At 28.1% G+C, this 26804-nt stretch carries 20 protein-coding genes, 1 tRNA gene and 1 pseudogene; 5 read left to right on the top strand and 17 right to left on the bottom strand.

Annotation, left to right across the window (positions count from 1 at the left end):
* Nucleotides 1–51 precede the first annotated feature (51 nt).
* Both rplY and CRV10_RS00645 read left to right on the top strand, forming a co-directional pair.
* Nucleotides 52–336 (top strand): 50S ribosomal protein L25, encoded by a 285-nt coding sequence (gene rplY, locus CRV10_RS00650; protein ID WP_136129897.1) that lies wholly within the window; start codon nt 52–54, stop codon nt 334–336.
* A 52-nt stretch (nt 337–388) separates the two neighbouring features.
* Nucleotides 389–462, top strand: a tRNA-Pro gene (locus tag CRV10_RS00645).
* 180 nt (nt 463–642) lie between these two features.
* Here the strand turns inward: CRV10_RS00645 and CRV10_RS00640 are convergent.
* The gene (locus CRV10_RS00640) at nt 643–1140 is read right to left on the bottom strand and encodes a TIGR00645 family protein (protein ID WP_136129896.1); all 498 of its coding nucleotides are present in this window, start codon (nt 1138–1140) and stop codon (nt 643–645) included.
* 578 nt (nt 1141–1718) lie between these two features.
* Between CRV10_RS00640 and CRV10_RS00635 the strand changes: the two genes are divergently transcribed.
* Nucleotides 1719–2369, top strand: a complete 651-nt coding sequence (locus CRV10_RS00635) for an epoxyqueuosine reductase QueH (RefSeq protein WP_136129895.1) — start codon at nt 1719–1721, stop codon at nt 2367–2369.
* A gap of 41 nt (nt 2370–2410) precedes the next feature.
* Here the strand turns inward: CRV10_RS00635 and gyrA are convergent.
* From gyrA to ndhC, 15 genes and pseudogenes are all read right to left on the bottom strand, one after another.
* Nucleotides 2411–4948, bottom strand: a pseudogene (gyrA, locus tag CRV10_RS00630) (DNA topoisomerase (ATP-hydrolyzing) subunit A); the annotation flags it as partial.
* A 270-nt stretch (nt 4949–5218) separates the two neighbouring features.
* Nucleotides 5219–5530: a DUF883 family protein gene (locus CRV10_RS00625; RefSeq protein WP_136129893.1), complete on the bottom strand. Its 312-nt coding sequence runs from the start codon at nt 5528–5530 to the stop codon at nt 5219–5221.
* Between the two features lie 302 nt (nt 5531–5832).
* Nucleotides 5833–7311, bottom strand: coding sequence for an NADH-quinone oxidoreductase subunit NuoN (gene nuoN / locus CRV10_RS00620; RefSeq protein ID WP_136129892.1), 1479 nt, complete (start codon nt 7309–7311; stop codon nt 5833–5835).
* A 27-nt stretch (nt 7312–7338) separates the two neighbouring features.
* Nucleotides 7339–8838 (bottom strand): NADH-quinone oxidoreductase subunit M, encoded by a 1500-nt coding sequence (nuoM, locus tag CRV10_RS00615; RefSeq protein ID WP_136129891.1) that lies wholly within the window; start codon nt 8836–8838, stop codon nt 7339–7341.
* Between the two features lie 56 nt (nt 8839–8894).
* Nucleotides 8895–10727 (bottom strand): NADH-quinone oxidoreductase subunit L, encoded by a 1833-nt coding sequence (gene nuoL, locus CRV10_RS00610; protein WP_136129890.1) that lies wholly within the window; start codon nt 10725–10727, stop codon nt 8895–8897.
* Complete coding sequence (gene nuoK / locus CRV10_RS00605) at nt 10724–11023, bottom strand: NADH-quinone oxidoreductase subunit NuoK (protein ID WP_136129889.1); 300 nt, start codon at nt 11021–11023, stop codon at nt 10724–10726. The genes nuoL and nuoK overlap by 4 nt, the downstream gene beginning before the upstream one ends.
* 31 nt (nt 11024–11054) lie before the next feature.
* Nucleotides 11055–11564: an NADH-quinone oxidoreductase subunit J gene (gene nuoJ, locus CRV10_RS00600; protein ID WP_136129888.1), complete on the bottom strand. Its 510-nt coding sequence runs from the start codon at nt 11562–11564 to the stop codon at nt 11055–11057.
* An 18-nt stretch (nt 11565–11582) separates the two neighbouring features.
* Complete coding sequence (gene nuoI, locus CRV10_RS00595) at nt 11583–12125, bottom strand: NADH-quinone oxidoreductase subunit NuoI (RefSeq protein ID WP_136129887.1); 543 nt, start codon at nt 12123–12125, stop codon at nt 11583–11585.
* 22 nt (nt 12126–12147) lie between these two features.
* Nucleotides 12148–13119, bottom strand: coding sequence for an NADH-quinone oxidoreductase subunit NuoH (gene nuoH / locus CRV10_RS00590; RefSeq protein WP_422386878.1), 972 nt, complete (start codon nt 13117–13119; stop codon nt 12148–12150).
* A complete protein-coding gene (gene nuoG, locus CRV10_RS00585) occupies nt 13119–15845 on the bottom strand; it encodes an NADH-quinone oxidoreductase subunit NuoG (protein WP_136129885.1) in 2727 nt (908 codons plus the stop codon). The genes nuoH and nuoG overlap by 1 nt, the downstream gene beginning before the upstream one ends.
* Nucleotides 15846–15940: 95 nt before the next feature.
* Nucleotides 15941–17260, bottom strand: coding sequence for an NADH-quinone oxidoreductase subunit NuoF (nuoF, locus tag CRV10_RS00580; protein WP_136129884.1), 1320 nt, complete (start codon nt 17258–17260; stop codon nt 15941–15943).
* Complete coding sequence (nuoE, locus tag CRV10_RS00575; protein WP_136129883.1) at nt 17257–17772, bottom strand: NADH-quinone oxidoreductase subunit NuoE; 516 nt, start codon at nt 17770–17772, stop codon at nt 17257–17259. The genes nuoF and nuoE overlap by 4 nt, the downstream gene beginning before the upstream one ends.
* A gap of 2 nt (nt 17773–17774) precedes the next feature.
* A complete protein-coding gene (nuoC, locus tag CRV10_RS00570) occupies nt 17775–19574 on the bottom strand; it encodes an NADH-quinone oxidoreductase subunit C/D (RefSeq protein WP_136129882.1) in 1800 nt (599 codons plus the stop codon).
* A gap of 88 nt (nt 19575–19662) precedes the next feature.
* Nucleotides 19663–20334 (bottom strand): NADH-quinone oxidoreductase subunit B, encoded by a 672-nt coding sequence (locus tag CRV10_RS00565; RefSeq protein WP_136129881.1) that lies wholly within the window; start codon nt 20332–20334, stop codon nt 19663–19665.
* Nucleotides 20335–20403: 69 nt separating this feature from the next.
* On the bottom strand, nt 20404–20790 hold the full coding sequence (ndhC, locus tag CRV10_RS00560) for an NADH-quinone oxidoreductase subunit A (protein WP_136129880.1): 387 nt from the start codon (nt 20788–20790) through the stop codon (nt 20404–20406).
* Between the two features lie 2012 nt (nt 20791–22802).
* Here ndhC and CRV10_RS00550 point away from each other — a divergent pair.
* Entirely contained in the window at nt 22803–24005 is a 1203-nt protein-coding gene (locus CRV10_RS00550) for an acetate kinase (RefSeq protein ID WP_136129879.1), read from the top strand.
* A gap of 56 nt (nt 24006–24061) precedes the next feature.
* Nucleotides 24062–26188, top strand: coding sequence for a phosphate acetyltransferase (pta, locus tag CRV10_RS00545; RefSeq protein ID WP_136130092.1), 2127 nt, complete (start codon nt 24062–24064; stop codon nt 26186–26188).
* 10 nt (nt 26189–26198) lie between these two features.
* On the opposite strand, the gene CRV10_RS00540 is transcribed toward pta, so the two are convergent.
* Nucleotides 26199–26768, bottom strand: coding sequence for a UbiX family flavin prenyltransferase (locus CRV10_RS00540; RefSeq protein ID WP_136129878.1), 570 nt, complete (start codon nt 26766–26768; stop codon nt 26199–26201).
* Nucleotides 26769–26804 lie beyond the last annotated feature (36 nt).

The following is a 26804-nucleotide window of genomic DNA, read 5'->3' as shown; positions in this document are numbered from 1 at the left end:
TAATAATCATTTTTAATGATTGATAATTATTTTAGTTGTAAAGGAATCAGTATGATTACTATCAATGCAATAGAAAGGAAAGATACAGGAAAAGGAGCTAGTAGAAGATTAAGAGCTAAAAACTTTTTTCCAGCCATCATTTATGATACTTGTGGATGCAATATTCCCATATCTTTAGATCACAACTATATTATGAATTTACAAATCAATATTAAATTCTATCAAGAAACAATTAAAATCATTGTGAATGACATGGAAAAACAAGTTAAAATTCAAGAGATTCAAAGACACCCTTATAAGCCAAAAATAACTCATATAGATTTTATGGTAGTTTAATTCAGTAATATCCTATTATGTTAATTTATAATAAATATTATATTTCACAATTCGGCACGTAGCGCAGACTGGTAGCGTACTGGCATGGGGTGTCAGTGGTCAGAGGTTCAAATCCTCTCGTGCCGAACATAAGGATTGAAAAATTGTGTTAAAAAATTAAAAGATCAGTTTTTAAATAATATATACTTCACAAGTAATATTAAAATTTTTGTTTTTCATTAATTAAAATTAAATTGATTATGTTTTGTTTAATGAATCATATAACATAATTGCAATGGTATAGGTTATATCATATTAATAAAATAATTACTTTTTTAATATTTTACTCATTCTATCAATATAAGCCATTCCAAATGCGGAAAGAACGAAAGCCAAGTGAATAATAACGCACCACATTATCTTATTATCAGTTACTTTTTCTACTTCCATGAATACCCTTAAAAGATGTACAGAGGAGATAGCAACGATTGAAGAAGCGACTTTATTCTTTATAGAATTGACATCCATTTTCCCCATCCAACTTAATTTCTGATGTTGATCATTAACAGTCATTTTTACGATAAAATTATCATAACCTGAAAACATTACCATTACTAATAATCCACCTACCAAAGCAATATCTATTAAAGATAAAACAATTAATATCAACCCAGATTCAGATATAGTGAATAATATTGGAATCAAGTAAATTATACGTTGAAAAAATTTTAAAGTAAGTAAAATAAAGCCAAAAGACAATCCAATATAAACGGGAAAGAGTAACCACCTTGATGCATAGATGATTTTTTCTATAGACCATTCCATTTTTTGTTATATGTTCCTTATTTTGATCTTGAATCACAAATAGTAAAATATTAGGATAATTTGACATGATTTTTCATGAAAATATTTATTTTTGATCTTGATTCTATTAATATGTAAATGTTTCATTTATAATGATCTACAATATTTTATATTAAATAGTAATAATTACTGATTCGGTTTTTTATGTATAATAAAAAATAGATAATCTACATTATCTATTTTTTCAATTGAAAATTATATGAAAATAGTATTAAAAATATATATAAACATACTGAAAATATCTACTGAAAATAGTTTATTTTTTGATAATTTTAAAATTCAGTTATAGATAAAACATCTAGTAATATAATGATTGTATTTATTACGTTAAATAAGTTTCAACTGAAAAATTCATTAGTATAAAACTCAAAATGCAGGATGTTATATAAATTATTATAATGCTATTGTTAAAATTATAATAATTTACGTAAATAATCATACAAATATAAACTGCAAAAATATATAACAAATAATATTTTAGCAATTTACTAGAAGTATTATAATAAATACATTTTATTAAATAATATAAAGATATAGAGATGAATTCAAAATATAAACGTACTCAATTAACCTTACCGCAGAATACTAGCAAACTATTACTTCATTCCTGTTGTGCACCATGTTCAGGAGAAATAATGGAAGCATTAATTGCTTCTAGTATTCCTTATACTGTTTTATTTTATAACCCTAATATACATCCACAACGTGAGTATTTAATTCGCAAAAAAGAAAACAAAACTTTTGCCTATAAATATAATATACCATTCATTGATTTAGACTATGATAAAGACAATTGGTTCATACGAGTCAAAGGTTTAGAAAAAGAACCTGAACGTGGTATACGTTGTAAAATATGTTTTGATATGCGTTTTGAAAGAACAGCTTTATACGCTTTTGAAAATAATTTTGATGTCATATCTAGTTCACTTGGAATTTCACGTTGGAAAGATATAAATCAAATAAATGAATGTGGTAAGCGTGCAGTAATGAATTATAAAAATATTGTCTATTGGGAATATAATTGGAGGAAAAATGGAGGTTCTACAAGAATGATCGAAATTAGTAAACGTGAGAATTTTTATCAACAAGAATATTGTGGATGTATTTATTCACTTCGGGATTCTAATAAATATCGTCTTTCTAAAGGTAGAGATATTATTCGTATAGGAACCAAATTTTATGGAAAATAAAATTCATGATGTATTTTAACCTATGTTTTCTATTTAATAACATCATCTTCTGCTGGTTCAGCTACTCGTTGAACACCAACTACTGTTTCATTTTCTGCAGTTCGAAGTAATATTACTCCTTGTGTATTACGGCTTATAATATTAACTTCAGATACTCTTATACGAACTAACGTACCTGCATCAGTTATCATCATAATTTGATCATTATTAACTACTTGAATAGCACTTACTACTAAACCATTTCTGTTTGTTACTTTAATAGAAATTACTCCTTTTGTTGCACGTGATCTAGTTGGGTATTCATTGTTTGCAGTTCTTTTACCATAACCATTTTGTGTCACAGTCAGAATAGATCCTTCCTTACTAGGTATAATTAGAGAAACAACACGATCATTATTTGTTAATTTAATACCTCTTACGCCTGAAGCAGCTCGTCCCATAGTACGTACAGATACTTCTGAAAATTTAACTACTTTACCTAATGCAGAAAATAACATCACTTCATCACAACCGCTAGTTAAAGCAACACCAATTAATTCATCTTCTTCTTGTAAATTAATGGCAATTATACCAGTACCTCTTGGACGACTAAATTCTTTTATAGGAGTTTTTTTGACAATGCCACTAGCTGTTGCCATAAATACATTAAAACCCTCAGTATATTCACGAACCGGAAGAATTGCAGTTATACGTTCATCCTTTTCTAAAGGAAGTAAATTTACTATTGGTCGACCTTGTGATATACGGCTAGATTCTGGTAGTTGAAATACTTTCATCCAATATAGTCTTCCTTTACTGGAAAAACATAAAATAATATCATGAGTATTAGCTACTAATAGACGATAAATAAAATCTTCTTCTTTAATACGAGCTGCTGATTTTCCCTTACCTCCACGACGTTGAGCTTCATAATCTCTTAACGGTTGATATTTTACATAACCATGATGTGATAAAGTAACAACAACATCTTCTGAAATTATTAAATCTTCTGTATTAATGTTAACACTATTAGTCATAATTTCTGTACGGCGTATATCACTAAATTGATCACGCACTAAACGTAGTTCTTCCCGAAGCACTTCTACTAAAGTCATGGATTGTTGTAAAATATTCGTTAACTGAGTAACTTGATTAAGTAAATCATTATATTCATACATTAACTTACTATATTCGAGACTAGTAAGTTTTTGTAAACGTAAATCTAAGATGGCTTGAGTTTGTTTTTCTGATAATTTGTATTGTTTAGCATTTTTATCAAATAATTTTTCTACTAAGTTAGATAAAGTATCATTTTCATCTCGTTTATTAAAAAATGGTTTGATATTATTAAAATGCCAAATTGTGTTAATTAAATTAGATTTAGCCTCTATAGGTGTATTTGCTGTTCTAATTAAATTAATAACAGAATCTAAGTGAAATATTGCAACCAGCAGTCCCTCAAGAACATGAATGCGATTTTTAGCTTTATTTAGCTCAAATATCGTACGACGGGTAATAATTTCTTTACGATGATATATAAATGATTTTAAAATGTCTTTTAAATTCATTGTTTTAGGTTTACCCTGATGAAGGGCTACCATATTAATACTGAATGAAGTTTGTAATTGAGTTAATGAATAAAGATTATTTAGTACTATTTCAGCAGATGAATTACGTTTTACCTCTAGTACTATACGTAAACCATCTTTGTCTGATTCATCACGTAATATACTAACTCCTTCAATACGTTTTTCTTTTATTAATTCAGCAATTTTTTCTATCAAATGAGATTTGTTTGTTTGATAAGGAAGTTCATAAATTATTATTATCTCACGACCAGTTTTTATATCCAATTCAATTTTGCTTCTAGCTCTAATATAAATTTTACCACGACCAGTACTATAAGCCTGTTCAATCCCCTTTTGGCCATTAATGATAGCTGCAGTTGGAAAATCTGGTCCGGGAATATAATGCATTAAATCTTTAACAGAAATACTTTCATTATCTATATAAACTAAACAAGCATTTATGACTTCTCGAATATTATGAGGGGGAATATTAGTTGCCATACCAACAGCAATACCAGATGAACCGTTAATTAATAAATTAGGAATTTTAGTTGGAAGGACTTCAGGAATAGTATTAGTATCATCATAATTTTTAACAAAATTAACAGTTGATTTTTCTAAATCCACTAACATTTCATGAGCAATTTTTGACATCCTTACTTCAGTATAGCGCATTGCAGCTGCAGAATCACCATCTATAGAACCAAAGTTACCTTGACCATCTACTAACATATAACGTAAAGAAAAAGGTTGTGCCATTCTTACTATAGCATCATAAACAGCAGAATCACCATGCGGGTGATATTTACCTATAACATCACCAACTACTCGAGCAGATTTTTTATAAGGTTTATTCCAATCATTACCTAATTCTTTCATAGCAAAAAGTATACGACGATGCACTGGTTTTAAACCATCTCGAACATCTGGTAAAGCTCTACCAATAATAACTGACATAGCATAATCGAGATATGAATTTTTTAGTTCTTCTTCAATATTAATGGGTATAATTTCTTTTGTATCACCATTCATTGAGCTAACTATCCCCTGATCTACTGTTTAAATTGTTTTTCTAGCATTATATTAAATTTATTGTAAATTCCGATAATATCAAATAAAAGTGATAATTACTATTACTGCTCTAAATTATTTATCTAATCATATTTTAATAAATTATTATTGACCATTAAAATATATTGTATATTGCCATATAATACAATAATGCATTACAATTAATTAACTAAACAAATATCAAAATAAACGGCGAGTATATGAACTCACCGTTTATTCTAAAGAATAAGATTATCGGTTTATTAATAATAAACCAGCTAAGAATCCTATAAAAACACCTATGCCTACACCATGCCATGGTTTTTCATGTAAATAGTCATCTATACAATAAGCGGTTTTTTTTACTTTATAATAGTAATCATTAGATGTTTTATTCGTTCGTGATGTGACATTTTGTAAAATTTTTTCTGCTTTCTTTTTTAAATCAATATATTTTTGATCAGATAAATCACCGGATGATTTTAAGACTTCTTCTAGCGTATCAGTCATTAGTGCTAAATCATCAATTACAGTACCTTCAGAAGATATAGTTTTTTTTAACATTTTTCCGTCCTCGGTAAAAATTTTAAGCACTGCTAACTACATACTAAACTCAAACTTTAATTGTTATATCAATAACAAAATTTGATATTAAATTATTATAGTAAGATTATAATATTAATTTAATATAATATATTAGTAGTTTTAATAAGTAAATTCAAATGCAATTTAACATTTGATTTATACTAATTGCTATTATTTTAAAATTTATAAAAACATATTACAAAATACTATTCGAAATTTAATGAAAATAAAATTATCACAGTGTTATGAAACTAGTAATCAATTAACTTATTTAATCAATATTAATAATACATCCTGGGATGTATGGACAGGATTAAATCTATCAAAGGTTGAGGGTAAATACCTAACATAATAGTCAAAGTTGAATATAAAAATAATGTTATTTTTATTGGTTTTAAACAACAATCATTAGATATAATCTTTTGATTTGTTTTCAAAGGAATCATATAGAGATTAAGGATTATCCTTAAATAATAATAAACACCTATTATGCTACTAATTAATATTCCTCCTACTAACCACCATAAATGTGTCATTATGCTTATTGAAATAATATAAAATTTTCCAATAAATCCTAAAGTAATTGGAATTCCTGCTAATGATAATAACATTATAGTCATAACCAAACATAAATAAGGATCATACCAAAATAAACCACGGTAATAGTTCATAAAATTATCATCTATATCACTATCATCCTTATCATAAATTTTTGAAATTAAAATAATTATCCCAAATATTCCTAAATTACTGAATAAATACCCAATCATATAAATTCCAGAACTTTCTAAAGATAACTGATTTTGCTTTATGGTAATTAATGATATTAATAAATATCCAATATGAGAAATTGATGAATAACCTAATAATCTCTTTATGTTTGTTTGAAACACAGCCATAATATTACCGAAAATTATTGACATAAAAGCTATGATAATTAAGATATTTGCAATAATTATGCTATTTGTAATAGGAATATAAATAAATAACTTTGTAATAGTACTAAATATAGACATTTTACTAACTGTAGATAAGAAACAGGAAATTGAAGTAGGTGCTCCTTGATAAACATCTGGTGTCCAGAGATGAAAGGGTACTAAAGACAATTTAAATCCAAGGCTTGTAATAATCATACAAAAACCAACTAAAAATAGTGGTTTGTATATTAGCAAATCAGAAGTGAATCTTTTACCTATTACTATATAGTTTAAACTTCCAGATTCAGAGTAAACTAAAGCAATACCAAATAGCAAAAAAGAAGAAGCTACCGTTGATAAAATGGTATATTTTATAGATGCTTCTAAAGAAATTTTTTTATAAAAATTATAACCAATTAAACCAAATAAAGGCAAAGATAATAATTCTATACCTAAAAATAAAGTTACGAAATTATTAGTACTAGATAAGATAATACCACCTAAACTTGAAATTAATATTAATAAGTAAAATTCTTCTTTATGATCTAAAAATTTACTTAACCAAATATAAGCAAAAATACAAGTTGATAAACTTGATATAATTATCAATGCTATATAAAAAATAGAATAATTATCTATATATAGTAAAGACATTATTTTGATTTCAGAAACTTTGTTTACAAAATAAAGCGATAATAATGAAAATCCTAAATTAATAGATGTAACCAAGGCGATAAAAAAATGATTTCTTTTAACAGATATGGAAATCAATACAATCAATATTGTAAATCCAATAATTATTAATGGAAACGATGCTATTAATTGATTAGGCAATGTTATCATGATATATTTTAGCCTTGTTATTAGGACTTAAACAATTAAATATTTTTGAATATTAGTTATTGAACTATATGAAAGATCTAAGATAGGTTGTGGATATAAACCTAAGAATATTAGAGCGATAACTAATATTCCAATAATTATAAATTCACGTAATGAGATTCGTGATAAATTGATATTAGATTTTGAAGTCCCATGATAAACATAATAGATCATTATTAATGAATAAATGGAAGAAAATACTAATCCAAAAGTTGCAATAATAATAATAATAGGCATTGTTTTAAAACTGCCCATGAGAATTAAAAATTCACCTATAAAATTTCCAGTACCTGGCAAACCTAAGTTAGCTGCTATAAAAAACATTGAAAAACCGGGAATCCAATTTATTTTAGACCATAAATCACCCATTTTATCTATATCACGGGTATAGAGACGTTGATATAATTGACCACATAAAATAAATAATGCAGCAGTTGAAATACTATGTGCTAGCATTTGAATTACTATACCCTGAAGTGCTAATTCACTGTTAGTACCAAGCGCAATTAATATGAAACCCATATGTGAAACTGAACTATAAGCAATCAAACGTTTCATATCTGTCTGTGAAAATGCCATCCAAGCTCCGTAAAAAATATTAATAAGGCCTAAACACATCTGAATTGGTATAAATTCATGCGATACATGTGGAAATAAGGGTAAACAAAAACGCATCAATCCATAAACAGATGTTTTTATTAAAATACCTATTAGATCTACAGAACCACAAATTGGTGTTTGGCTATGAGTATCTATTAACCAATTATGAAAAGGGACTACTGGTAGTTTGATTACAAATGCTATGAAAAACCCTAGCATTATTATGTATTCAATATTATGAGACATTGGAGTATGTAATAAATTTTCATAATTAAATGTCCATACCCCTGTTGATTCATAGTATATAAATACTAACCCAAAAATAGCCAATAACATAATTAAACCGGAAATTTGAGTATATATAAAAAACTTAGTAGCTGCATCAACTCTGGTTTTTATATTAGATCCTTTATATCCCCATAATGAAATAAGAAAACACATTGGAATAAGCATTATTTCCCAAAAAAAGAAAAATAAAAACATATCAATAGAAAGGAAAACTCCAATAATACCACCTAAAACACACATTAAATTTAAATAAAAAAATCCTTGATGTTTTTCTATTTCATTCCATGAAGAAAGAATTGCTATCAAACCTAAAAAACCAGTTAATATCAACATCGATAAAGAGAGACCATCTAATGCTAAATTAAAACTAATACCAAACCTTGAAATCCACGGTACGCAAAAAATTAACTGCCATCTAGGAATACTAGAAGCACCAACCATAGAATAATATCCATTTATCCAAATTTTTAAAGAAATCAATAAAATAAACACTACAGATACTATAGCAATTAAGCGAGGTATTTTTACATTAACAAAACTAGTCAAGCAACATATAATTCCACCAATAAAAGGAATTATAATAAGCCAAAGTAGTAACACAGCGTATATTCCTTTATAAATAATTTTTTATTAAAGTATTTTCTACCAACATGTTATTATATAATTTTTATTAAAATTATAGTAATTAATGCCAAAGTACTTATGCTTATGGATAAGATATACCATCTCAAATATCCACTTTCACTAATTAGTAAAACTTTATTAACAAGACGTAATAATAGTATTGGAAAATCAAATAAATTTTTTAAAGGATCGTTTTTTAAAATACTTGCAATTGAAATATATGGTTTAATAAATAATTTGCTATATATCCAATCAAATCCCCATGCTTGATACCACAAAGCATGAAGAAACTTGCCATAAGTGCTATTATTAATATTAATTTTTTTCAAAAACAAGATCCTAGACATTAAAATACCAACAACAATTAATATACTAGAAATGATTTCTAATGTCCATTTACTAGTTTCATGAAAATTGTGTTTAGGATATATATTTTCTAATGATGGTTTTATTAATGCACCAATAAAAGTTGATAATAATAAAAGTGTAATTAAAGGTATATAGTAGTTAATACCTGTGTATTTTTTCTTTATTATTATTTTTTCTTCACCATGAAATATATTAAAAATCATACGAAATGTATATATAGCGGTTAATAAAGTACCGCATAAACAAACTAACATTATAATAATGTCATCATTAGATAGTGAGCTAAAAATAATCTTTTCTTTACTATAAAATCCTGAAGTAATTAATGGAATAGAAGCTAAGGAAGAGCCTCCTACTAAAAAACAAACATACAAAAAGGGAAGGTTTTTCTTTAATCCACCCATTTTAAAAATATTACGTTCATGATTACATTCTAAAATAAGAGCACCTGAAGATAAAAATAATAAAGCTTTAAAAAATGCATGAGTCATCAAATGAAAAACAGCAACATCCCAAGCTTTTGAACCTAAAGCTACAAACATATAACCAATTTGACTCATAGTAGAATATGCAAGAATACGTTTAACATCAGTTTGTACTATAGCAGAACAACTTGCTATTGTAAGAGTAATAACACCTATAATACTGATCAAATATAGTATTTTTGGTGTCAATAGAAATAAGCAATGGATACGTGCTATTAAATACACTCCCGCAGTAACCATAGTAGCAGCATGAATTAAAGCTGAAACTGGAGTTGGCCCAGCCATAGCATCAGGTAGCCATGTTTGTAGAGGTAATTGTGCAGATTTTCCTACAGCACCTGCTAACAACATTAACGTAATTAATGAAATAGTATAATTATTATGAATTAAACTTAATTTTGCTATGTTTGATATATCACTAAAATTTAAAGTACCTAATTCGTTATATATCATAAATAATGCAATAATAAGAAATACATCTCCAATTCTAGTAGTAACGAAAGCTTTTATGGCAGCCATGCAATTTTTTTCACTACTATAATAAAAACCAATAAGTAAGTAAGAACAAAATCCAACACATTCCCACCCAAGAAACATTAGTATCAAATTGTCAGCTAACACTAATACAATCATGCTAGCTATAAATAAATTAGTATATGCAAAAAAACGTGAAAAACCTTCTTTTCCTTGCATATACCAAGATGAAAACAAATGTATTAAGAATCCTATCATACTAACTATGCATAACATTATTAAAGATAAACCATCTAAAATAAACTTAATACTAACATTAAAATTATTGATATGTATCCAATTCCACAATACTTGTGTATATGGAATTTGATTGTTAATAAAAAAACTATACCCTATTAATATAGTTACTATACTTGATAAGCCTATAGAACCTACACCAATCAATGCTGATGTTTTATCTGACCAATATCCACAAGAGAAAGATAATAATAAAAAACCTAATAGCGGAAAAAGTATAGTTAAATAAATAAGATTCATCCGTGCATCTCACTCATAGAATCAATATTTAAAGATTTATATCGATGAAGTTGTATTAATAAAGCTAAACCAATACTGGCTTCAGAAGCAGCAAGACTGACAGCCATTATATACATTATTTGACCATCAACTTGTCCCCAAGAACTACCAACACATACTAATGCTAATGCTGCAGCATTAATCATTATCTCTAATCCAACTAAAGTAAATAACAGATTACGACGTATTATTAGGGAAGTTAATCCAATTATAAATAGTATTATGGCAAGGATTAATCCATGTTGTAAATTAATCATGAAGACTCCTTGTGATTTTTTAATCTAAAAATTACTTATTAAACAATTTATATTCTTTTCTTCCAATATGTAATGAAACTATCAAACTAGCTAAGAGTAATATTGATACTAATTCCACCACTAACATATAGTGATTAAACAAACTAATACCAATTTCTTTTGCATTAAACACTTTTCTAACGATCATTTTATCGTCAGTTATGATTATAAAAAATATAAATACAGATAATAATAAAACAGATACAACAGTTGGAATGATCCATTTAGAAGATTTTAACCATTTACGTTCTTTTTGTTCAGTAATTTTACCTAAATTTAACATCATTACAACAAAAACGAATAAAACCATAATTGCACCAGCATAAATAATCACTTCTAAAGCACCAATAAAATAGGCTCCTATTAAAAAATAAATACAGGAAATTGACAACAATGAAGTGATTAAATATAATAGCATATATATTGGATTCGTATGAAAAACAGCACACAAAGTAGTTGTAACTGCTAAAATGCTAAAAAAGTAAAATATTAATTGCTCCATTACCTATTACCCCCGTTATTAAGGTAATAAATTTTTAATATCAATTGGAATTTCCTCATTTTCAGCTTCACCTTTACTTTTTCCCTTTATTGATATACCTGTCATTCTATAAAAATTATACTCTGGATATTTACCAGGACCAGAAATGAGGAGATCATCTTTTTCATATACTAAATCTTGACGTTTAAATTCACTTAACTCAAAATCAGGTATTAATTGAATTGCAGTTGTTGGACAGGCTTCTTCACATAAGCCACAGAAAATACATCTTGAAAAATTAATTCTAAAAAATTCTGGATACCATCTACCATCTGAAGTTTCATTCTTTTTTAACGCAATACAACCGACAGGACATGCAACTGAACATAAATTACATGCAACACATCTTTCTTTACCATCAGGATCACGAGTTAATACTATTCTTCCTCTATAACGAGGTGGTAAATATACTTTTTCTTCAGGATACATCTGTGTTTCTCGTTTTGCAAACGCATTCATGGCTGTCATAAATATACTTCGTATTATCGTTCCTAAGCCAACGATAATATTTCTAAAAGTCATTTATTATTATCCTTCTTCTATATTACCGTGTATAAAGAACTAATGCACCAGTTGCCAATAAATTTATTAAAGTTAAAGGTAAACACAGCTTCCAACCAAATGATAATATTTGATCATACCTTGGACGTGGTAAGGATGCGCGAATCAAAATGAATATAGTTGTACAAATCATAGTTTTAATTATGAACCATAAGCAAGGTAACAAGTATGGACCTTGCCAACCACCAAAAAACAAAGTAATTATCATAGCTGAAATAGTAGTCATTGATATATATTCACCAATAAAAAATAGGCCAAATTTCATACCAGAATATTCAATATGATAACCATCAGCTAATTCTTGTTCAGATTCTGGTTGATCAAAAGGATGACGGTGACAAACTGCAGTACCAGCAATAAAGAAAGTTAAAAAACCAAAAAATTGAGGAATAATATTCCAAATATTTTTTTGATTGTTAACTATATCATTTATATTAAAGGAACCTGACTGTATAATTACACCCATAATTGATAAACCAAGAAATACTTCATAACTTAATATTTGTGCACAAGATCTTACTGATCCAAGTAAAGAATATTTATTGTTACTTGACCATCCTGCAAATAAAATTCCATAAACTGATAATCCGGCCATCATTAAAAAAAATAAAACACCAATGTTTAAGTTAATAACTACCCAATCAGGTGAAATAGGAACTATAACAAAAGTTAGCAGCATAGACGCAAAAGTAATAATTGGTGCTAATATAAAAAATAGTCGATCACAAAAAACTGGAATCCAATCTTCCTTAAAAAAAATTTTGATCATGTCTGCAAACAATTGTAGCGAACCACCCCAACCAACCCTATTAGGCCCATAACGATTCTGAAATAGACCCAATACTCGGCGTTCATAAAAACTCATAGATGCACCATAAACCAGCACCATAAAAAAAATGATAGTAGCTTTAATAACAGAAAATAGTATAACAGAAATATTAGTTGAAAAAACCATCACTCTATTTTCCTTAAATTAGAAATTTTCTTGTTTATTAAAAATAAGGGTATTCCAGGCATACCTAAAGGCAATCCTACTAAACCAGATGGCAAAGTAGAAGAAATTTTGATTGGGAAACGCCATGTTTCATTTATACAAATAAATTCAACAGTTATACCTTGATGGAAACCTAGTTTAATAGCATCTTTTTGACTAAAAATAAGCATAGGTTGTACTTGAATCTTATTAAAAATTGAAGAACGCTGAGACATTTCCTGGCTTAATATAAGTTGATAAGTAGGGGTCAACCGTAAACTATCAGTAATAAATGAATCAGGTATGATATTAAACCAACGAATCTTTTTACTATTATCATTATTAAATAGACGTATACCAGGATTACCGTTAAGCAAATTTCCCCATATTTTATCTTGAAATTTATTCCAAGCTTGAGCAGAATTCCAACCAGGAGACCAAGCAAAAGGAATTTGAGAACTTGATGTTTTTAATTGATTATTTCCTTCCATGGAAAAAGTAAACATAGTATCTAAGTCTTGAGGTTGACGCGGTTCGTGAATACTTATATGGGCTCTTGTTGCTGTACGTCCACTAGCACGGCATGGAATTCTTGCTATTTTTTGCCCTTGAATACGAAAATTAGAATCAGGTGCTGCATTTTTAATTTTATTCAAATGAGGTAATTCAGTAGTTATTGAATCAATTACATCATCTAAGTTTGTCCAGGTTTTATCTTTATTTTGAATTTTACTATGTATAGAATGCAACCAATTCCAACTTGTGGGAATTATGATTTTATCATCATCATAATAATAAGATGGATTATAAACTTGAAAAAAACGCTGTGCTCTACCTTCATTATTAATTACAGTTCCACTACTCTCAGCATAACTAGCTGTAGAAAGTACTAATCCAGCTTTTTTTACTGTAAGAGTATTTTGATGATCAACAACAATAACATTACTAGGGTTTGCAAGTACAGTTTCTAACAATAATTTTGGTGCATAACGATATAAATCATTTTCCATCACAATTAATAAATTAGCTTTATTATGATTAAATTGTTCCAAAGCCTTATCTAAAGTATTTCCGCCTAATAATTGAAGACCAATACTATTCACGTTACTAACTAATAATGTTATTCCAACTTCACTACCTCTACACTTTAAAGCTTTGGCTATATTAGCAGCAGCTTCTATTATTGCCGTATTACCCGAATGAGTACCAGAAATAATTAACGGTTTTTTTGCGTTTATTAACGCTTTTACTACCTTATATATTTTATTTTGTAAATTTATTTCTAAATGATCAACTGATGGAGCATTTGAATTTAACGCATTAGCAACAGCAAATCCAAAACGCGCTTGGTCTTCAATAGATGCGTAATAGCTCCAATCTGCAATATCGTCAAGTTTTGTTCTTTTTATATTAGTTAAAAATAAAGGATATTTACTGTTTTGACCAATATTAAAAACTGCTGCCATATGCCAATCAGGTATTTTATAATCTTTAGCTAAGCTTCTAACTTTACCTTTAACTGCTTGACGTATAGAAAGAGCAAGTCTTGCACCTACTTGAGTAATATCTTCTCCCAATACCAATATAGCATCATAACTTTCAATTTCGCGTAGAGAAGGAGTATGAATACCTCCATCACGTAATATCTTTACCACTGTTTCAACACATACTTGTTCAATATCTAAAACACCAGTAGAAAAATTTTCAGAACCCACTAATTTTTTCAATGCAAAATTACTTTCAATACTAGCACGTGAAGAACCAATACCAATGACTCTATTAGCTTTTTTTATAAGATCAGCACTTATATTAATTGCTTGTTCTAAATCAAGTGTAATCCAATTGTTTTCTCTTAAGTATTTAGGTTGGTAAGGTCGATCTTTACGATTTATATAATCGTATCCAAAACGTCCAAGATCACAAATAAAATAATGATTTATAGAACCATGGTAACGATTATCAATTCTACATAATTTACCATAACGCTCTCCAACGCTAATATTACAACCAATACTACATTGTTGACATATACTCGGTGCAAATTGTATATCCCATTTACGATTGTAATTTTGTGAACTAATTTTATCTGTAAACACACCAGTTGGACATACTTCAATTAAATTACCAGAAAATTCATTTTCAAGAACTTTACCTTCTACACAACCAAAATAAATATTACTATTAGCTCCATAAACTCCTAAGCATTTTCCGTCAGCATAATCGTTGTAATAACGTATGCAACGATAACAAGTAATACATCGATTCATTTCATGAAACATAAAAGGACTTAAATTTTGATTATTATAAGTACGTTTTTTAAAGCGATAACGGCGTAATTTATGACCAGTCATGACTGTCATATCTTGTAGATGACAATTTCCACCTTCTTGACAAACAGGGCAATCATGCGGATGATTAATCATCAATAATTCGATGATATCTTTGCGAAATTGTTTTACTTCAATATCATCAATTGAAATGATACTTCCATCACAAGCTGGAGTCATACAAGACATTACAACTCGGCCAATTTTATCATCAGTATTTTGGAATTGTTTTATAGCACATTGACGACAAGCACCAACACTTCCAAGAGCAGGATGCCAACAAAAATAAGGAATGTTAAGACCAACAGATAAACAAGCTTGTAATAAGTTGTCTGTTTCTTTAACATTATATTTTTTACCGTCTACATGGATTATAGCCATAGTGACGTTCTTCCATAAAGATTATTAGAATAATTATTCATAATATTTTTGTTTAAAAAACATTGAAAAGATATTTATTTATATAAAATATTATATTAAATACCAATAATAGATTTAACGTTACTAAAAGATTGTAATGAGATTCCTTCTTCAAATTCTTCACGAAAGTATTTTATTGCACTTTGTAACGGTTCTATAGCACCTGGAGCATGTGCACAAAAGGTTTTACCAACGCTTAGTTGATGACACATCTGTTGTAACATTTCTATGTCTCCTGGTTGACCTTGTTTATTTTCTATAGCTATTAAAACTTTTACAATCCATGGCAAACCTTCTCGACACGGTGTACACCAACCACAAGATTCTCTAGCAAAAAATTTTTCAATATTAATTAATAAAGAAACCATATTAATTTTATCATCCACAACCATCGCTATAGCAGTTCCTAAGCGACTACCAGCTTTACTTATACTAGAAAACTCCATAGGTAAATATAGATGTCTTTCAGTTAAAAAATCTGTACTAGCACCACCAGGTTGCCAAGCCTTACAATTTAAACCATCTTGCATGCCTCCTGCATAGTCTTCAAGTATTTCTCCAGCTGTAATACCGAAAGGTAGCTCCCAAAGACCAGGATTTTTAAGTCTTCCAGAAAATCCCATTATTTTAGTACCAGTATCTTCACTTTTAGAAATATTTCTATACCACTTAACACCATTTAATAAAATTGCTGGTATATTTGACAATGTTTCAACATTATTAACACAAGTTGGTTTACCCCAAACACCTACGTTTGCTGGAAAAGGTGGTTTAGATCTGGGATTAGCACGTTTTCCTTCTAATGAGTTAATTAAAGCCGTTTCCTCACCACAAATATAACGACCTGCACCTGTATGAACTATTAATTCAAAACTAAAATCAGTATAAAAAATATTTTTTCCTAAAAAATTTACTTCATTTGCTTCAATAATTGCACGGCGTAAATTAGCTGCTGCTTCAATGTATTCAAAACGCAAAAAAATATAACCTCGATATGCTTTTAATGCAAAAGCAGCAATAATCATACCTTCTATCAATTGATGAGGAATTTGTTCCATAAGTAAACGGTCCTTATAAGTACCAGGTTCCATTTCATCAGCATTACATATTAAATAGCGTATATTCATTAACTCATCTTTTGGCATTAAACTCCATTTTAGACCAGTAGGAAAACCAGCTCCTCCTCGTCCCTTTAAACCAGATTCCTTAATTAAGGATATTATATCCTCTGACGTCATGTTTTTTATAGTATTTTTAGCAGCTAAATATCCATTTTTATTACAGTATTCATTAATCCATACCGGTTCCCTATCTTTACGTAAGCGCCAAGTTAAGGGATGTGTTTCAGAAGTATAAATAACTTTTTTTGTGTTCATTGATATCGTTCCAATAAAACATCAATATCTTCTGGTTTTAACTTAATATAAGTTTCTTCATTTATCATAATAGTTGGTCCTTTATCACAGTTTCCTAAACAACAAACAGGTAATAAAGTGAAACATTTATCTAAAGTAGTTTGACCAGGTTTAATATTTAAATTTTGTTCTAACTTTAATTGAATATCTTTATAACCATTAATATAGCAAACTACACTATCACAGTAACGAATTATATTTCGACCAACTGGCTTTCTAAATATTTGACTATAAAACGTAGCAACTCCTTCTACTTCACTAGATGGAAGATTTAGTATTGCAGCTATAGACTCAATTGCGCTATCACATATCCATCCTCTTTTTTGTTGCACTATTTTTAGTGCTTCAATACATACAGAGCGGCTAGTTTCATAATATTTTTTTTCTTTTATAATAGCATGATATTCTTCATCACTTAGTATCAGTGATTTATCAGTATGAATTGTCTTAACAGATATTTTTTTATTATGCATAATTATCTATCCACATCTGACATAACAAAATCAATACTACCTAAATAAACAATTAAATCGGATATTAAACTACCACGAATTACTGAAGGGATCTGCTGAAGGTGAGCGAAACTAGGAGTACGTATTCTAGTGCGATAACTCATTGTTCCACCATCACTTATTAGATAATAGCTATTAATTCCTTTAGTAGCTTCAATCATTTGAAATGATTCATTTGCAGGCATAATAGGTCCCCAAGAAACATGAAGGAAGTGCGTAATAAGAGTTTCTATATGTTGCAAAGTATGTTCTTTAGGAGGTGGTGTAGTAAGTGGATGATCTGCTTTAAAAGGTCCTTGCGGCATTTCTTTTAAGCATTGCTCTAAAATAGATAATGATTGCCACATTTCTTCTATTTTTAACTTAACTCTAGTATAAGCATCACTAATTCCGTTTCCAATGGGAATTTCAAAATTAAAATTTTCATATCCTGAATATGGACGCCATTTTCGCACGTCAAAATCAAGTCCAGTAGCTCTTAAACCTGCACCTGTCGTACCCCATTCTAATGCTTCTTTTTTATTATATGCAGCAATACCTTGAGATCTTTGCATCAAAATTTTGTTGCCTAATGCAACTAGGCTGTATTCTTTTAGTCTTTTTGGAATCCATTTAAGAAAGTTTTGTAAAAGTTGTTCCCAACCCTTAGGAAGATCATGAGCTAAACCACCTATGCGAAACCAGGCAGGATGCATACGAAAACCAGTAATAGCCTCGATTATATCATATATTTTTTGTCGATCAGTAAATGCTAAAAATACAGGTGTCATTGCACCAACATCTTGAATAAAAGTAGAAATATATAATAAGTGGCTATTAATACGGAATAATTCTGAAAGCATTATTCTAATTACTTTTACTCTATCAGGTACTACAATACCTGCTAATTTTTCTACTGCAAGTACATAAGGCATTTCATTAACACATCCACCTAAATATTCAATACGGTCTGTGTAAGGAATATAACTATGCCAAGATTGACGCTCTCCCATTTTTTCAGCTCCACGATGGTGGTAGCCTATATCAGGAACACAATCTACAATTTCTTCTCCGTCTAGCTGAAGAAAAATACGAAAAGCACCATGAACAGAAGGATGATTAGGACCTAAATTTAAAAACATAAAATCTTCATTATCAGTACGGCGCTTCATACCCCAATCTTCTGGATTTAATGCAAGAGCTTCCATTGCTAAATCTTCTTTATTTTTAGTTAAAACAAATGGTTCAACTTCAGTAGCACGTGCTGGATAATCTTTACGTAGAGGATATCCTTTCCAATTTTGCGGCATAATAATTCTAATTAAATGTGGATGTCCATCAAAAACAATACCAAACATCTCCCATGTTTCACGCTCATACCAGTTAGCATTAACAAAAATGCTAGTAATAGTAGGTAAATGTAAATCTTTTTCAAATAAAGCTACTTTTATTATTATATCTCGATTACGTTCAATAGATAATAGATGATAAAAAACACAAAAATCAGCATCAGGTAAGTTATTACGTTGCATACGTAATCTTTCATCTATACCGTGCAGATCATAAAGCATAACATACCCATCAGATATATTATTTAAAAATTCAATCATTTTCAATAAATTATCTCTATTAATCCAGATTACTAAAGATCCAATAATAGTAGATTGAACATTAAAAGAATTAAATCCAAATTTATTACATAACTCATTAATGATAGGATCATCTAAATGATCAGGGGTTTGTCGCATAGGAAAAAGCGAGCTATTTTTGGCTACATGTATCATGTTCCAATCACCATTTTACCTATAAATAGAATAATTTAATAAGATTATAGTTGTACATAAAAAAACAAAATATTATTAATTTATTTTTTTAAATTTCATCAGGTGATCTTAAATTAACAACTGCAATATTTTCTTTTTGTTTTCTCTCTTTTTCAGATTTCATATTAGGACGGTAAATTCCTTGATCTCCTATTTTCCATGAAAGAGGTCGACGTTCTTTTCCAATAGATTTTTGAAGTAATCTTAATGCATGTATATAAGCTTCAGGACGAGGCGGACAACCAGGAATATAAATGTCAACAGGCAAAAATTTATCAACACCTTGAACTACTGAATATATATCATACATGCCACCAGAATTAGCGCATGATCCCATAGAAATAACCCATTTTGGTTCTAACATTTGATCATATAAACGTTGAATCACAGGAACCATCTTTATAAAAGGTGTTCCGGCAATAACCATAAAGTCAGCTTGACGTGGAGAAGAACGCATAACTTCAGAACCAAATCTTGCTACATCATGTACTGCAGTAAAAGATGTGGTCATTTCCACATAACAACAAGAAAGACCAAAATTATATGGCCATAATGAATTTTTTCTGCCCCAATTAACTATATTATGTAAAACTTGTTTAAGCTTGCCCATATATACATTACGATCATGTTTTATAGGATCACTAACAATTTGTCGTTGTTGTAAAGGGTAATGATCATTTTCATTACTATGTGGATTGATTTTAGTTAGTGTGTAGTCCATATATATTCACCTTTATCCAATTTTTTCATATTTATAATCATTATTCGAAATCATAATATAATTTCAAATTTAACGATATTTTGGAGTCAAATTAAACACTCCGAATCTAATAATATATATTAAACTTATTAAAAGTGTTGTAATAAACATTAAAGCTTCTATAAAACCATACCAACCGTTTTCTCTTACCGAAATAGACCATAAATATAAAAAAAGAGATTCAACATCGAAAATCACGAACAACATAGCAACTAAATAGAACTTTATTGATAATCTGATATGTGAATTACCAACTGATTCAATGCCTGATTCAAAAGGTTTGTTTTTATAACGACCATTTGATTTACCACCCAGTAACCAACCTCCAAGTAGCATTAAAAAACAAAAAAAGCATGTAAGAAAAATATAAAAAACAAAACCACAGTACTTAGATATAAGTATACTATTAATCAACATCTTATTTTACTCCTCATGTTATATGTGAGGACATTATTTCTGCTTAATTTCTAAAATCAAATTTGAATATAAACATACAAAATATGTTAAGCATTTATAATCTATATTAAAAGGAAAACATTATTGTTATGGATTATGAAAAACTATTTTACAGTATTAATCATTAATAAAAATCTAATAATATTTTTATATCATATAACATATGTTATTATCTATTTCTAATTCATAAAAAAACAAAAAATGTTACTGAAAGTTATTTTTCTCAACTCAATAGATTAAAATCTTAATTTTTTATTTAAAATCGTTTTTTTATATCTAATAAATATCATTCATTATTATAAATATTATAACTTATAAAAAAATTGATTAAATATTTGAATAATATATTTTTATCAAAAAATTTCAATACATATTAAAGATGTAAAATATTTTTTCATGTTAAGTAAAACTATAAAGGTATAGTTTAATAACCAATGTTTGTTTTATTAAATAATAATATTTATAATTAAGAATCTTACAAATTAAAAAAAATGCATTAGGATGTACGCGGAGTACTCTTAATAAAGAAGCTATGTATATTGAAAAGAAAGTAATAATATAATAAAGTTAAACATAGGAAAATCCTGTTCATTTTGATTTTAAGAATCTCGTTGATATTATAATAGACACAGCTAGTAATTTATCAAATGCTTAAGGTTATTGTGATTCTAAAGGTTTATATTCAATAAGCAAAAAAATTATGCACTATTACTATAAACATGATATCAATGATATTACAATTGAAGATATATATATTGGCAATGGAGTTTCTAAATTAATTATCCAATCAATACAAACACTTTTAAATATCATTGATGCAATGACTAGCACCAGCTCCAGATTATCCATGTTGGACGACTGCAATATCTCTTGCAAATGGTACACTAATATATTATTTATGTAATGAAGATTCAGATTGATTTTCTGATCTTAATTATATTATTAATAAAATAACAAAATACCCTAACTAGGGATTATAATTATTAATCCTAATAATCCTACAGGATCAGTATATAGTAAAGAATTACTGCCGAATATAGCAACAATAGCACGTAAATAAAATTTGATCATCTTTTATGATGAAATTTGTAATAAAACGCATTATTACTCTATTGCTTTTTTAGTATCTGATATTCTTATCTTTATATTTAGTGGATTATCAAAAAATTATTTTATAGCTGGATTTCGTCAATACTAGACAGTTATGGACGGACCTAAAAATATGCTAAAGATTATATTTAGATAGATTGGAAGTTTTGACTGCAATGTGAATATATACTTGTGAATATATGCTAATGTTCTTTCACAGTATGCTATTAAAGCAGAATTGACAAAGTGCTAAAATGTTAATGATTCCATCCTGCCAGGTAGGCTTCTTGATGAATAACTTAAAATTTCTTGGAATTTAATTAATAATATACCTGGTATTACTTGTGTAAAACCAAAAGGATCATTTTATATGTTGCTACGCATTAATATTAAAAATTTTAATATTTATAGCTATTTTAAGATGATATTAGATTTGTTATTGCAGGAAAAATTTTACTAGTATACAGAACTGTATTTAATTAGCTATTGCATGATCATATAAGTATAGTAATACTGCCATGTATTATCGATTTAGAATTCGCAATTAATAGGTTTTATTGTTTTTTAAACAATTATCGACAATAATATAATTATTGTATTTTAAATAAATACTTCATGTATAACTTTATAAGTTTGAGTGTATTTATATGGTTGTTTTTTATTAATAGCAACCAGTAATTATATTAAAAATATGATAAAAATAAATATCTTAATAAAAATTAAGATCATGTTATATACATCAAATAAATATAAAAAAATACTAATTATATAAAAACTTTTTAATTTGTTATATTCAATCTTGTTTCATTAATTATTAAAAATTTTTGTTTTTGCATAAAAAATTTTATTTAAAATTAATTGATTTTTTTATAAAAGGCAATGCCATGTCAAACAAATTAATATTGGTTTTGAATTGTGGAAGTTCTTCAATTAAATTTACTATAATAAGTGCTAGTACAGGTAACAAGTATCTTACAGGTATAGCTGAATTTAACAATTTATCTAAAATAAAAATTACATGGCAATCTAATGACCAAAAACAAGAAAAAACATTTGATGTCAATGTTCAATATGAAGCAATTCTTGAATTTATCATTTCAGTTATATTAAAACAAAATAAAAAAATTGTAGATAATATTATTGCAATAGGACATCGTATAGTACACGGCGGTAAAAATATAGTTCAATCTGTGATAATAAATGAAACAATTATTCAGAATATTAAAAAAGCTACTGCATTTGCCCCTTTACATATTCCAGCCCATTTAATGGGAATTGATGTTATAATGCAAAAATTTCCTCATCTTTGTCAAAAAAATGTTGCAGTGTTTGATACTACTTTTCATAGAACTATGCCTGAATCTTCATATTTATATGCATTACCATACAGATTTTATAGAGATTATGGAATCCGTCGCTACGGAGCACATGGTATTAGCCATTGTTATGTAATGCAGCAATCAGCAAAAATTTTAAAAAAAAGAATAAAAAATATTAATATAATTACTTGTCATTTAGGAAATGGTAGTTCTATCTCTGCTATCCGTAACGGTATGTGTATCGATACATCAATGGGATTAACACCATTAGAAGGATTGGTAATGGGTACTCGTAGTGGTGATATTGATCCTGCAATTATATTTTTTATGTATAATTCATTAGGAATGGATATTGAAGAAATAAATAAATTATTAACGACAGAATCAGGTTTACTAGGTCTAACTGAAATTACAAGTGATTGTCGTTATATAGAAGATAATTATACAACAAAGAAAGAAGCTAAACGCGCTATGGACGTATTCTGTCATCGTGTGGCAAAATATATTGGTAGTTATAGCACATTAATGAATGGTAGACTTGATGCTTTGATTTTTACTGGTGGCATCGGAGAAAATTCTGCAATGGTACGTAATTTTGTTTTAAAAAAACTAAAAATGCTAAATTTTAAGATAGATAATGATCTTAATTTAATTAATAGATTTGGAAAAACTGGATTCATAAATAGAAAAAATTTTTGTCCAATATTAGTAATTCCTACAAACGAAGAATTAATAATTGCTAAGGAGACATTAAATTTAATACAATAAAAATTTCTCAATTTTAAATGATAAATGTATAATACCTAAAATTTAAGGATTCGATGTTGTCACGTGCAATCATGCTTGTTCCCATCTGCAATAACGTAGGTCTTCAAAGCGTTGGCCTAGGAGTAATTAGGGGTATGGAGCGGGAAGGCATTAATATAAAATATTTTAGACCTGTTTTACAAAATGATAAATATAGCATATCTGATGATATTTTTAGCAAATATAACTTAGTTCCTATAGATCAATCGTTGAAAACAACAATTGTTGAATTAGCATTAATTGCTAAAAAACAAGATATGTTAATAGAAGGAATAATAGATAAGTATTATTTACATTCACAAAACACAGAAGTAGTGTTAATTGAGGGTATAATAACAAAATATCAATTTTCTACTTCATTAAATTATGAGATAGCTAAAGCGTTAAATGCAAAAATTATTTTTGTACTTAAAATCAATAGCAATGATTTATTACAAGCACAAGATTATATTAAATTAACTCAAAATAGTTTTGGTGGAATGAAGAATAAAAATATAGTTGGTGTTATATTTAACAAAATAAATGCTCCTATTGATCATGAAAGTTATATTTTTTCTAACGTTTTAAAAATTATTGATAATTGCCAAGTTAATAAAGGTATTGATAATAATTTAAAAAAAACATTTATTGATAGTCCATTACCCATAATTGGTAAAATACCCTGGAATTCTAATCTAATTAAAATTAGAGCAATAGATATATATAATTATCTTAATGCACGCATTATTAATCAAGGTGATATTAAAACACGCAGAATTAAATCCATAGTTTTTTGTTCCTATAGCTTACATAATATAATAAAATATTTTAATCCTGAAACCCTACTAGTTATTTCTGCAGACCGTCAAGAAATAATTATTGAAATATGTTTGGCTGTCATGAATAGGATTAAAATTTCAGCTATCTTATTAACCGGAATATATAAAATTAATAAATATATTAATAAATTATGTAAGCATGCCTTCCAAAATGGATTACCAGTTTTTATGGTAAATCATAATATTTGGCAAACATTTCTTCATTTGCAAAAATTAAATATAACAATACCAAATGATGATGTTTATCGTATAGAACAAACTCAAGAATATATAGCTAATTTTATCAAACCAAGTTGGATTAAGTCATTAACGTTAACTTCCAATCATTCTATTTATTTATCGCCAGCAGCATTTCGTTATAAATTAATCGAATTATCACGTAAAGCAAAAAAATGTATAGTTTTACCTGAAGGTAATGAACCACGTACAATTCAGGCAGCAATAATTTGTGCTGAACGAAAAATAGCAAATTGTATTCTATTAGGATGTCCACAAGAAATAAGACGTGTATCTATTTCACAAGGAATTAATTTGAATAATGCTATCAAGATCATTAATCCAGTTACAATAAAGGAAAAATATATAGCAAGGTTAGTTGAATTGCGTAAACATAAAGGAATGAATTCACTAATCGCAAAAACACAACTTGAAGATAATGTAGTACTAGGTACTATGATGTTGGAAAAAAATGAAGTAGATGGTTTAGTTTCTGGTGCTATTCATACAACTGCAAATACTATTAGACCATCATTACAAATTATAAAAATGTTACCTAATAGTTCATTAGTTTCGTCAATATTTTTTATGTTGCTTCCTGATGAGGTACTTATCTATGCAGATTGCGCAATCAATCCAAATCCTAATTCTATACAATTAGCTGATATAGCTATTCAATCTGCAGATTCAGCTATATTATTTGGTATTGAACCACGTGTTGCAATGATATCTTATTCAACTGGTAATTCTGGTGTAGGTAGTGATGTTGAAAAAGTACGTCAAGCTACACTGATTGCTCAAAAAAAACGCCCAGATTTAATTATTGACGGTCCCTTACAATATGATGCAGCAATCATTGAAGATGTAGCAAAACTCAAAGCACCAACTTCTAAAGTAGCTGGTAAAGCAACAGTACTTATTTTTCCAGATCTTAATACAGGAAATACTACTTATAAAGCAGTACAACGCTCAGCTAATGTAATATCGATTGGTCCAATGTTACAAGGAATAAGAAAACCAGTAAACGATTTATCAAGGGGTGCTTCAATTGATGATATAGTTTACACTATTGCTTTAACTGCAATACAAGCGGCACAAAATAAAAAATAACGATTCATTTTTATATACCATTCCAACGCACAAATAAATCTTGAGATAGTATGATATCAAATTGATCAATAATACGGTTAACTGTTTGGTTTATTATTTGATCCAAATTATTAGGATAATGATAGAAAGCCGGAACTATTGGCATTATAATAGCACCTAATTGAGCAGCAGTTATCATCATATTTAAATGTCCAATATGTAAAGGGGTTTCTCTTAAACATAATACTAATTTTCTTTTTTCTTTTAGTACAACGTCAGCAGCACGAGTTAAAAGTGAATCACTGTAGCTATTAACTATGCTTGATAAAGTTTTAATTGAACAGGGTAGTACAACCATACCAATAGTTTTAAAAGAACCTGATGAAATACTAGATGCTATGTTTTGTACATTATGTACTACATCTGCTAATTCTTGAACGTGACTTAAACTAACATTACTTTCTATTTTTAGTGTTGTATATGAAGACTGGCTCATTATAAGGTGAGTTTCTATTTCTTCTACTGTTTTTAAGATCTGTAGCATACGTATACCGTATATTATACCACTAGCTCCTGAAATACCAATAATTAGTTTTTTCATTGATAAACCTTAAATAAAAAGTATTTTCGGTATTTA

It is taken from the genome of Candidatus Pantoea edessiphila (genome assembly GCF_002933355.1).
Taxonomy (GTDB): domain Bacteria; phylum Pseudomonadota; class Gammaproteobacteria; order Enterobacterales; family Enterobacteriaceae; genus Pantoea_C; species Pantoea_C edessiphila.
The sequence above is the reverse complement of the archived record's forward strand: the minus strand, read 5'-3'. Positions and strand labels throughout refer to the sequence as shown.

What these genes read in the sequence shown, in the direction of transcription:
- nuoE (WP_136129883.1), bottom strand. Translation starts at nt 17,772, where the DNA reads ATGCATAATAAAAAAATATCTGTTAAGACAATTCATACTGATAAATCA.
- nuoG (WP_136129885.1), bottom strand. Translation starts at nt 15,845, where the DNA reads ATGGCTATAATCCATGTAGACGGTAAAAAATATAATGTTAAAGAAACA.
- nuoN (WP_136129892.1), bottom strand. Translation starts at nt 7,311, where the DNA reads ATGATAACATTGCCTAATCAATTAATAGCATCGTTTCCATTAATAATT.
- nuoL (WP_136129890.1), bottom strand. Translation starts at nt 10,727, where the DNA reads ATGAATCTTATTTATTTAACTATACTTTTTCCGCTATTAGGTTTTTTA.
- CRV10_RS00625 (WP_136129893.1), bottom strand. Translation starts at nt 5,530, where the DNA reads ATGTTAAAAAAAACTATATCTTCTGAAGGTACTGTAATTGATGATTTA.
- nuoH (WP_422386878.1), bottom strand. Translation starts at nt 13,119, where the DNA reads ATGGTTTTTTCAACTAATATTTCTGTTATACTATTTTCTGTTATTAAA.
- nuoC (WP_136129882.1), bottom strand. Translation starts at nt 19,574, where the DNA reads ATGATACATGTAGCCAAAAATAGCTCGCTTTTTCCTATGCGACAAACC.
- ndhC (WP_136129880.1), bottom strand. Translation starts at nt 20,790, where the DNA reads ATGTTGATTAATAGTATACTTATATCTAAGTACTGTGGTTTTGTTTTT.
- CRV10_RS00635 (WP_136129895.1), top strand. Translation starts at nt 1,719, where the DNA reads ATGAATTCAAAATATAAACGTACTCAATTAACCTTACCGCAGAATACT.
- nuoF (WP_136129884.1), bottom strand. Translation starts at nt 17,260, where the DNA reads ATGAACACAAAAAAAGTTATTTATACTTCTGAAACACATCCCTTAACT.
- CRV10_RS00550 (WP_136129879.1), top strand. Translation starts at nt 22,803, where the DNA reads ATGTCAAACAAATTAATATTGGTTTTGAATTGTGGAAGTTCTTCAATT.
- CRV10_RS00565 (WP_136129881.1), bottom strand. Translation starts at nt 20,334, where the DNA reads ATGGACTACACACTAACTAAAATCAATCCACATAGTAATGAAAATGAT.
- rplY (WP_136129897.1), top strand. Translation starts at nt 52, where the DNA reads ATGATTACTATCAATGCAATAGAAAGGAAAGATACAGGAAAAGGAGCT.
- CRV10_RS00640 (WP_136129896.1), bottom strand. Translation starts at nt 1,140, where the DNA reads ATGGAATGGTCTATAGAAAAAATCATCTATGCATCAAGGTGGTTACTC.
- nuoJ (WP_136129888.1), bottom strand. Translation starts at nt 11,564, where the DNA reads ATGGAGCAATTAATATTTTACTTTTTTAGCATTTTAGCAGTTACAACT.
- nuoI (WP_136129887.1), bottom strand. Translation starts at nt 12,125, where the DNA reads ATGACTTTTAGAAATATTATCGTTGGCTTAGGAACGATAATACGAAGT.
- CRV10_RS00540 (WP_136129878.1), bottom strand. Translation starts at nt 26,768, where the DNA reads ATGAAAAAACTAATTATTGGTATTTCAGGAGCTAGTGGTATAATATAC.
- nuoK (WP_136129889.1), bottom strand. Translation starts at nt 11,023, where the DNA reads ATGATTAATTTACAACATGGATTAATCCTTGCCATAATACTATTTATA.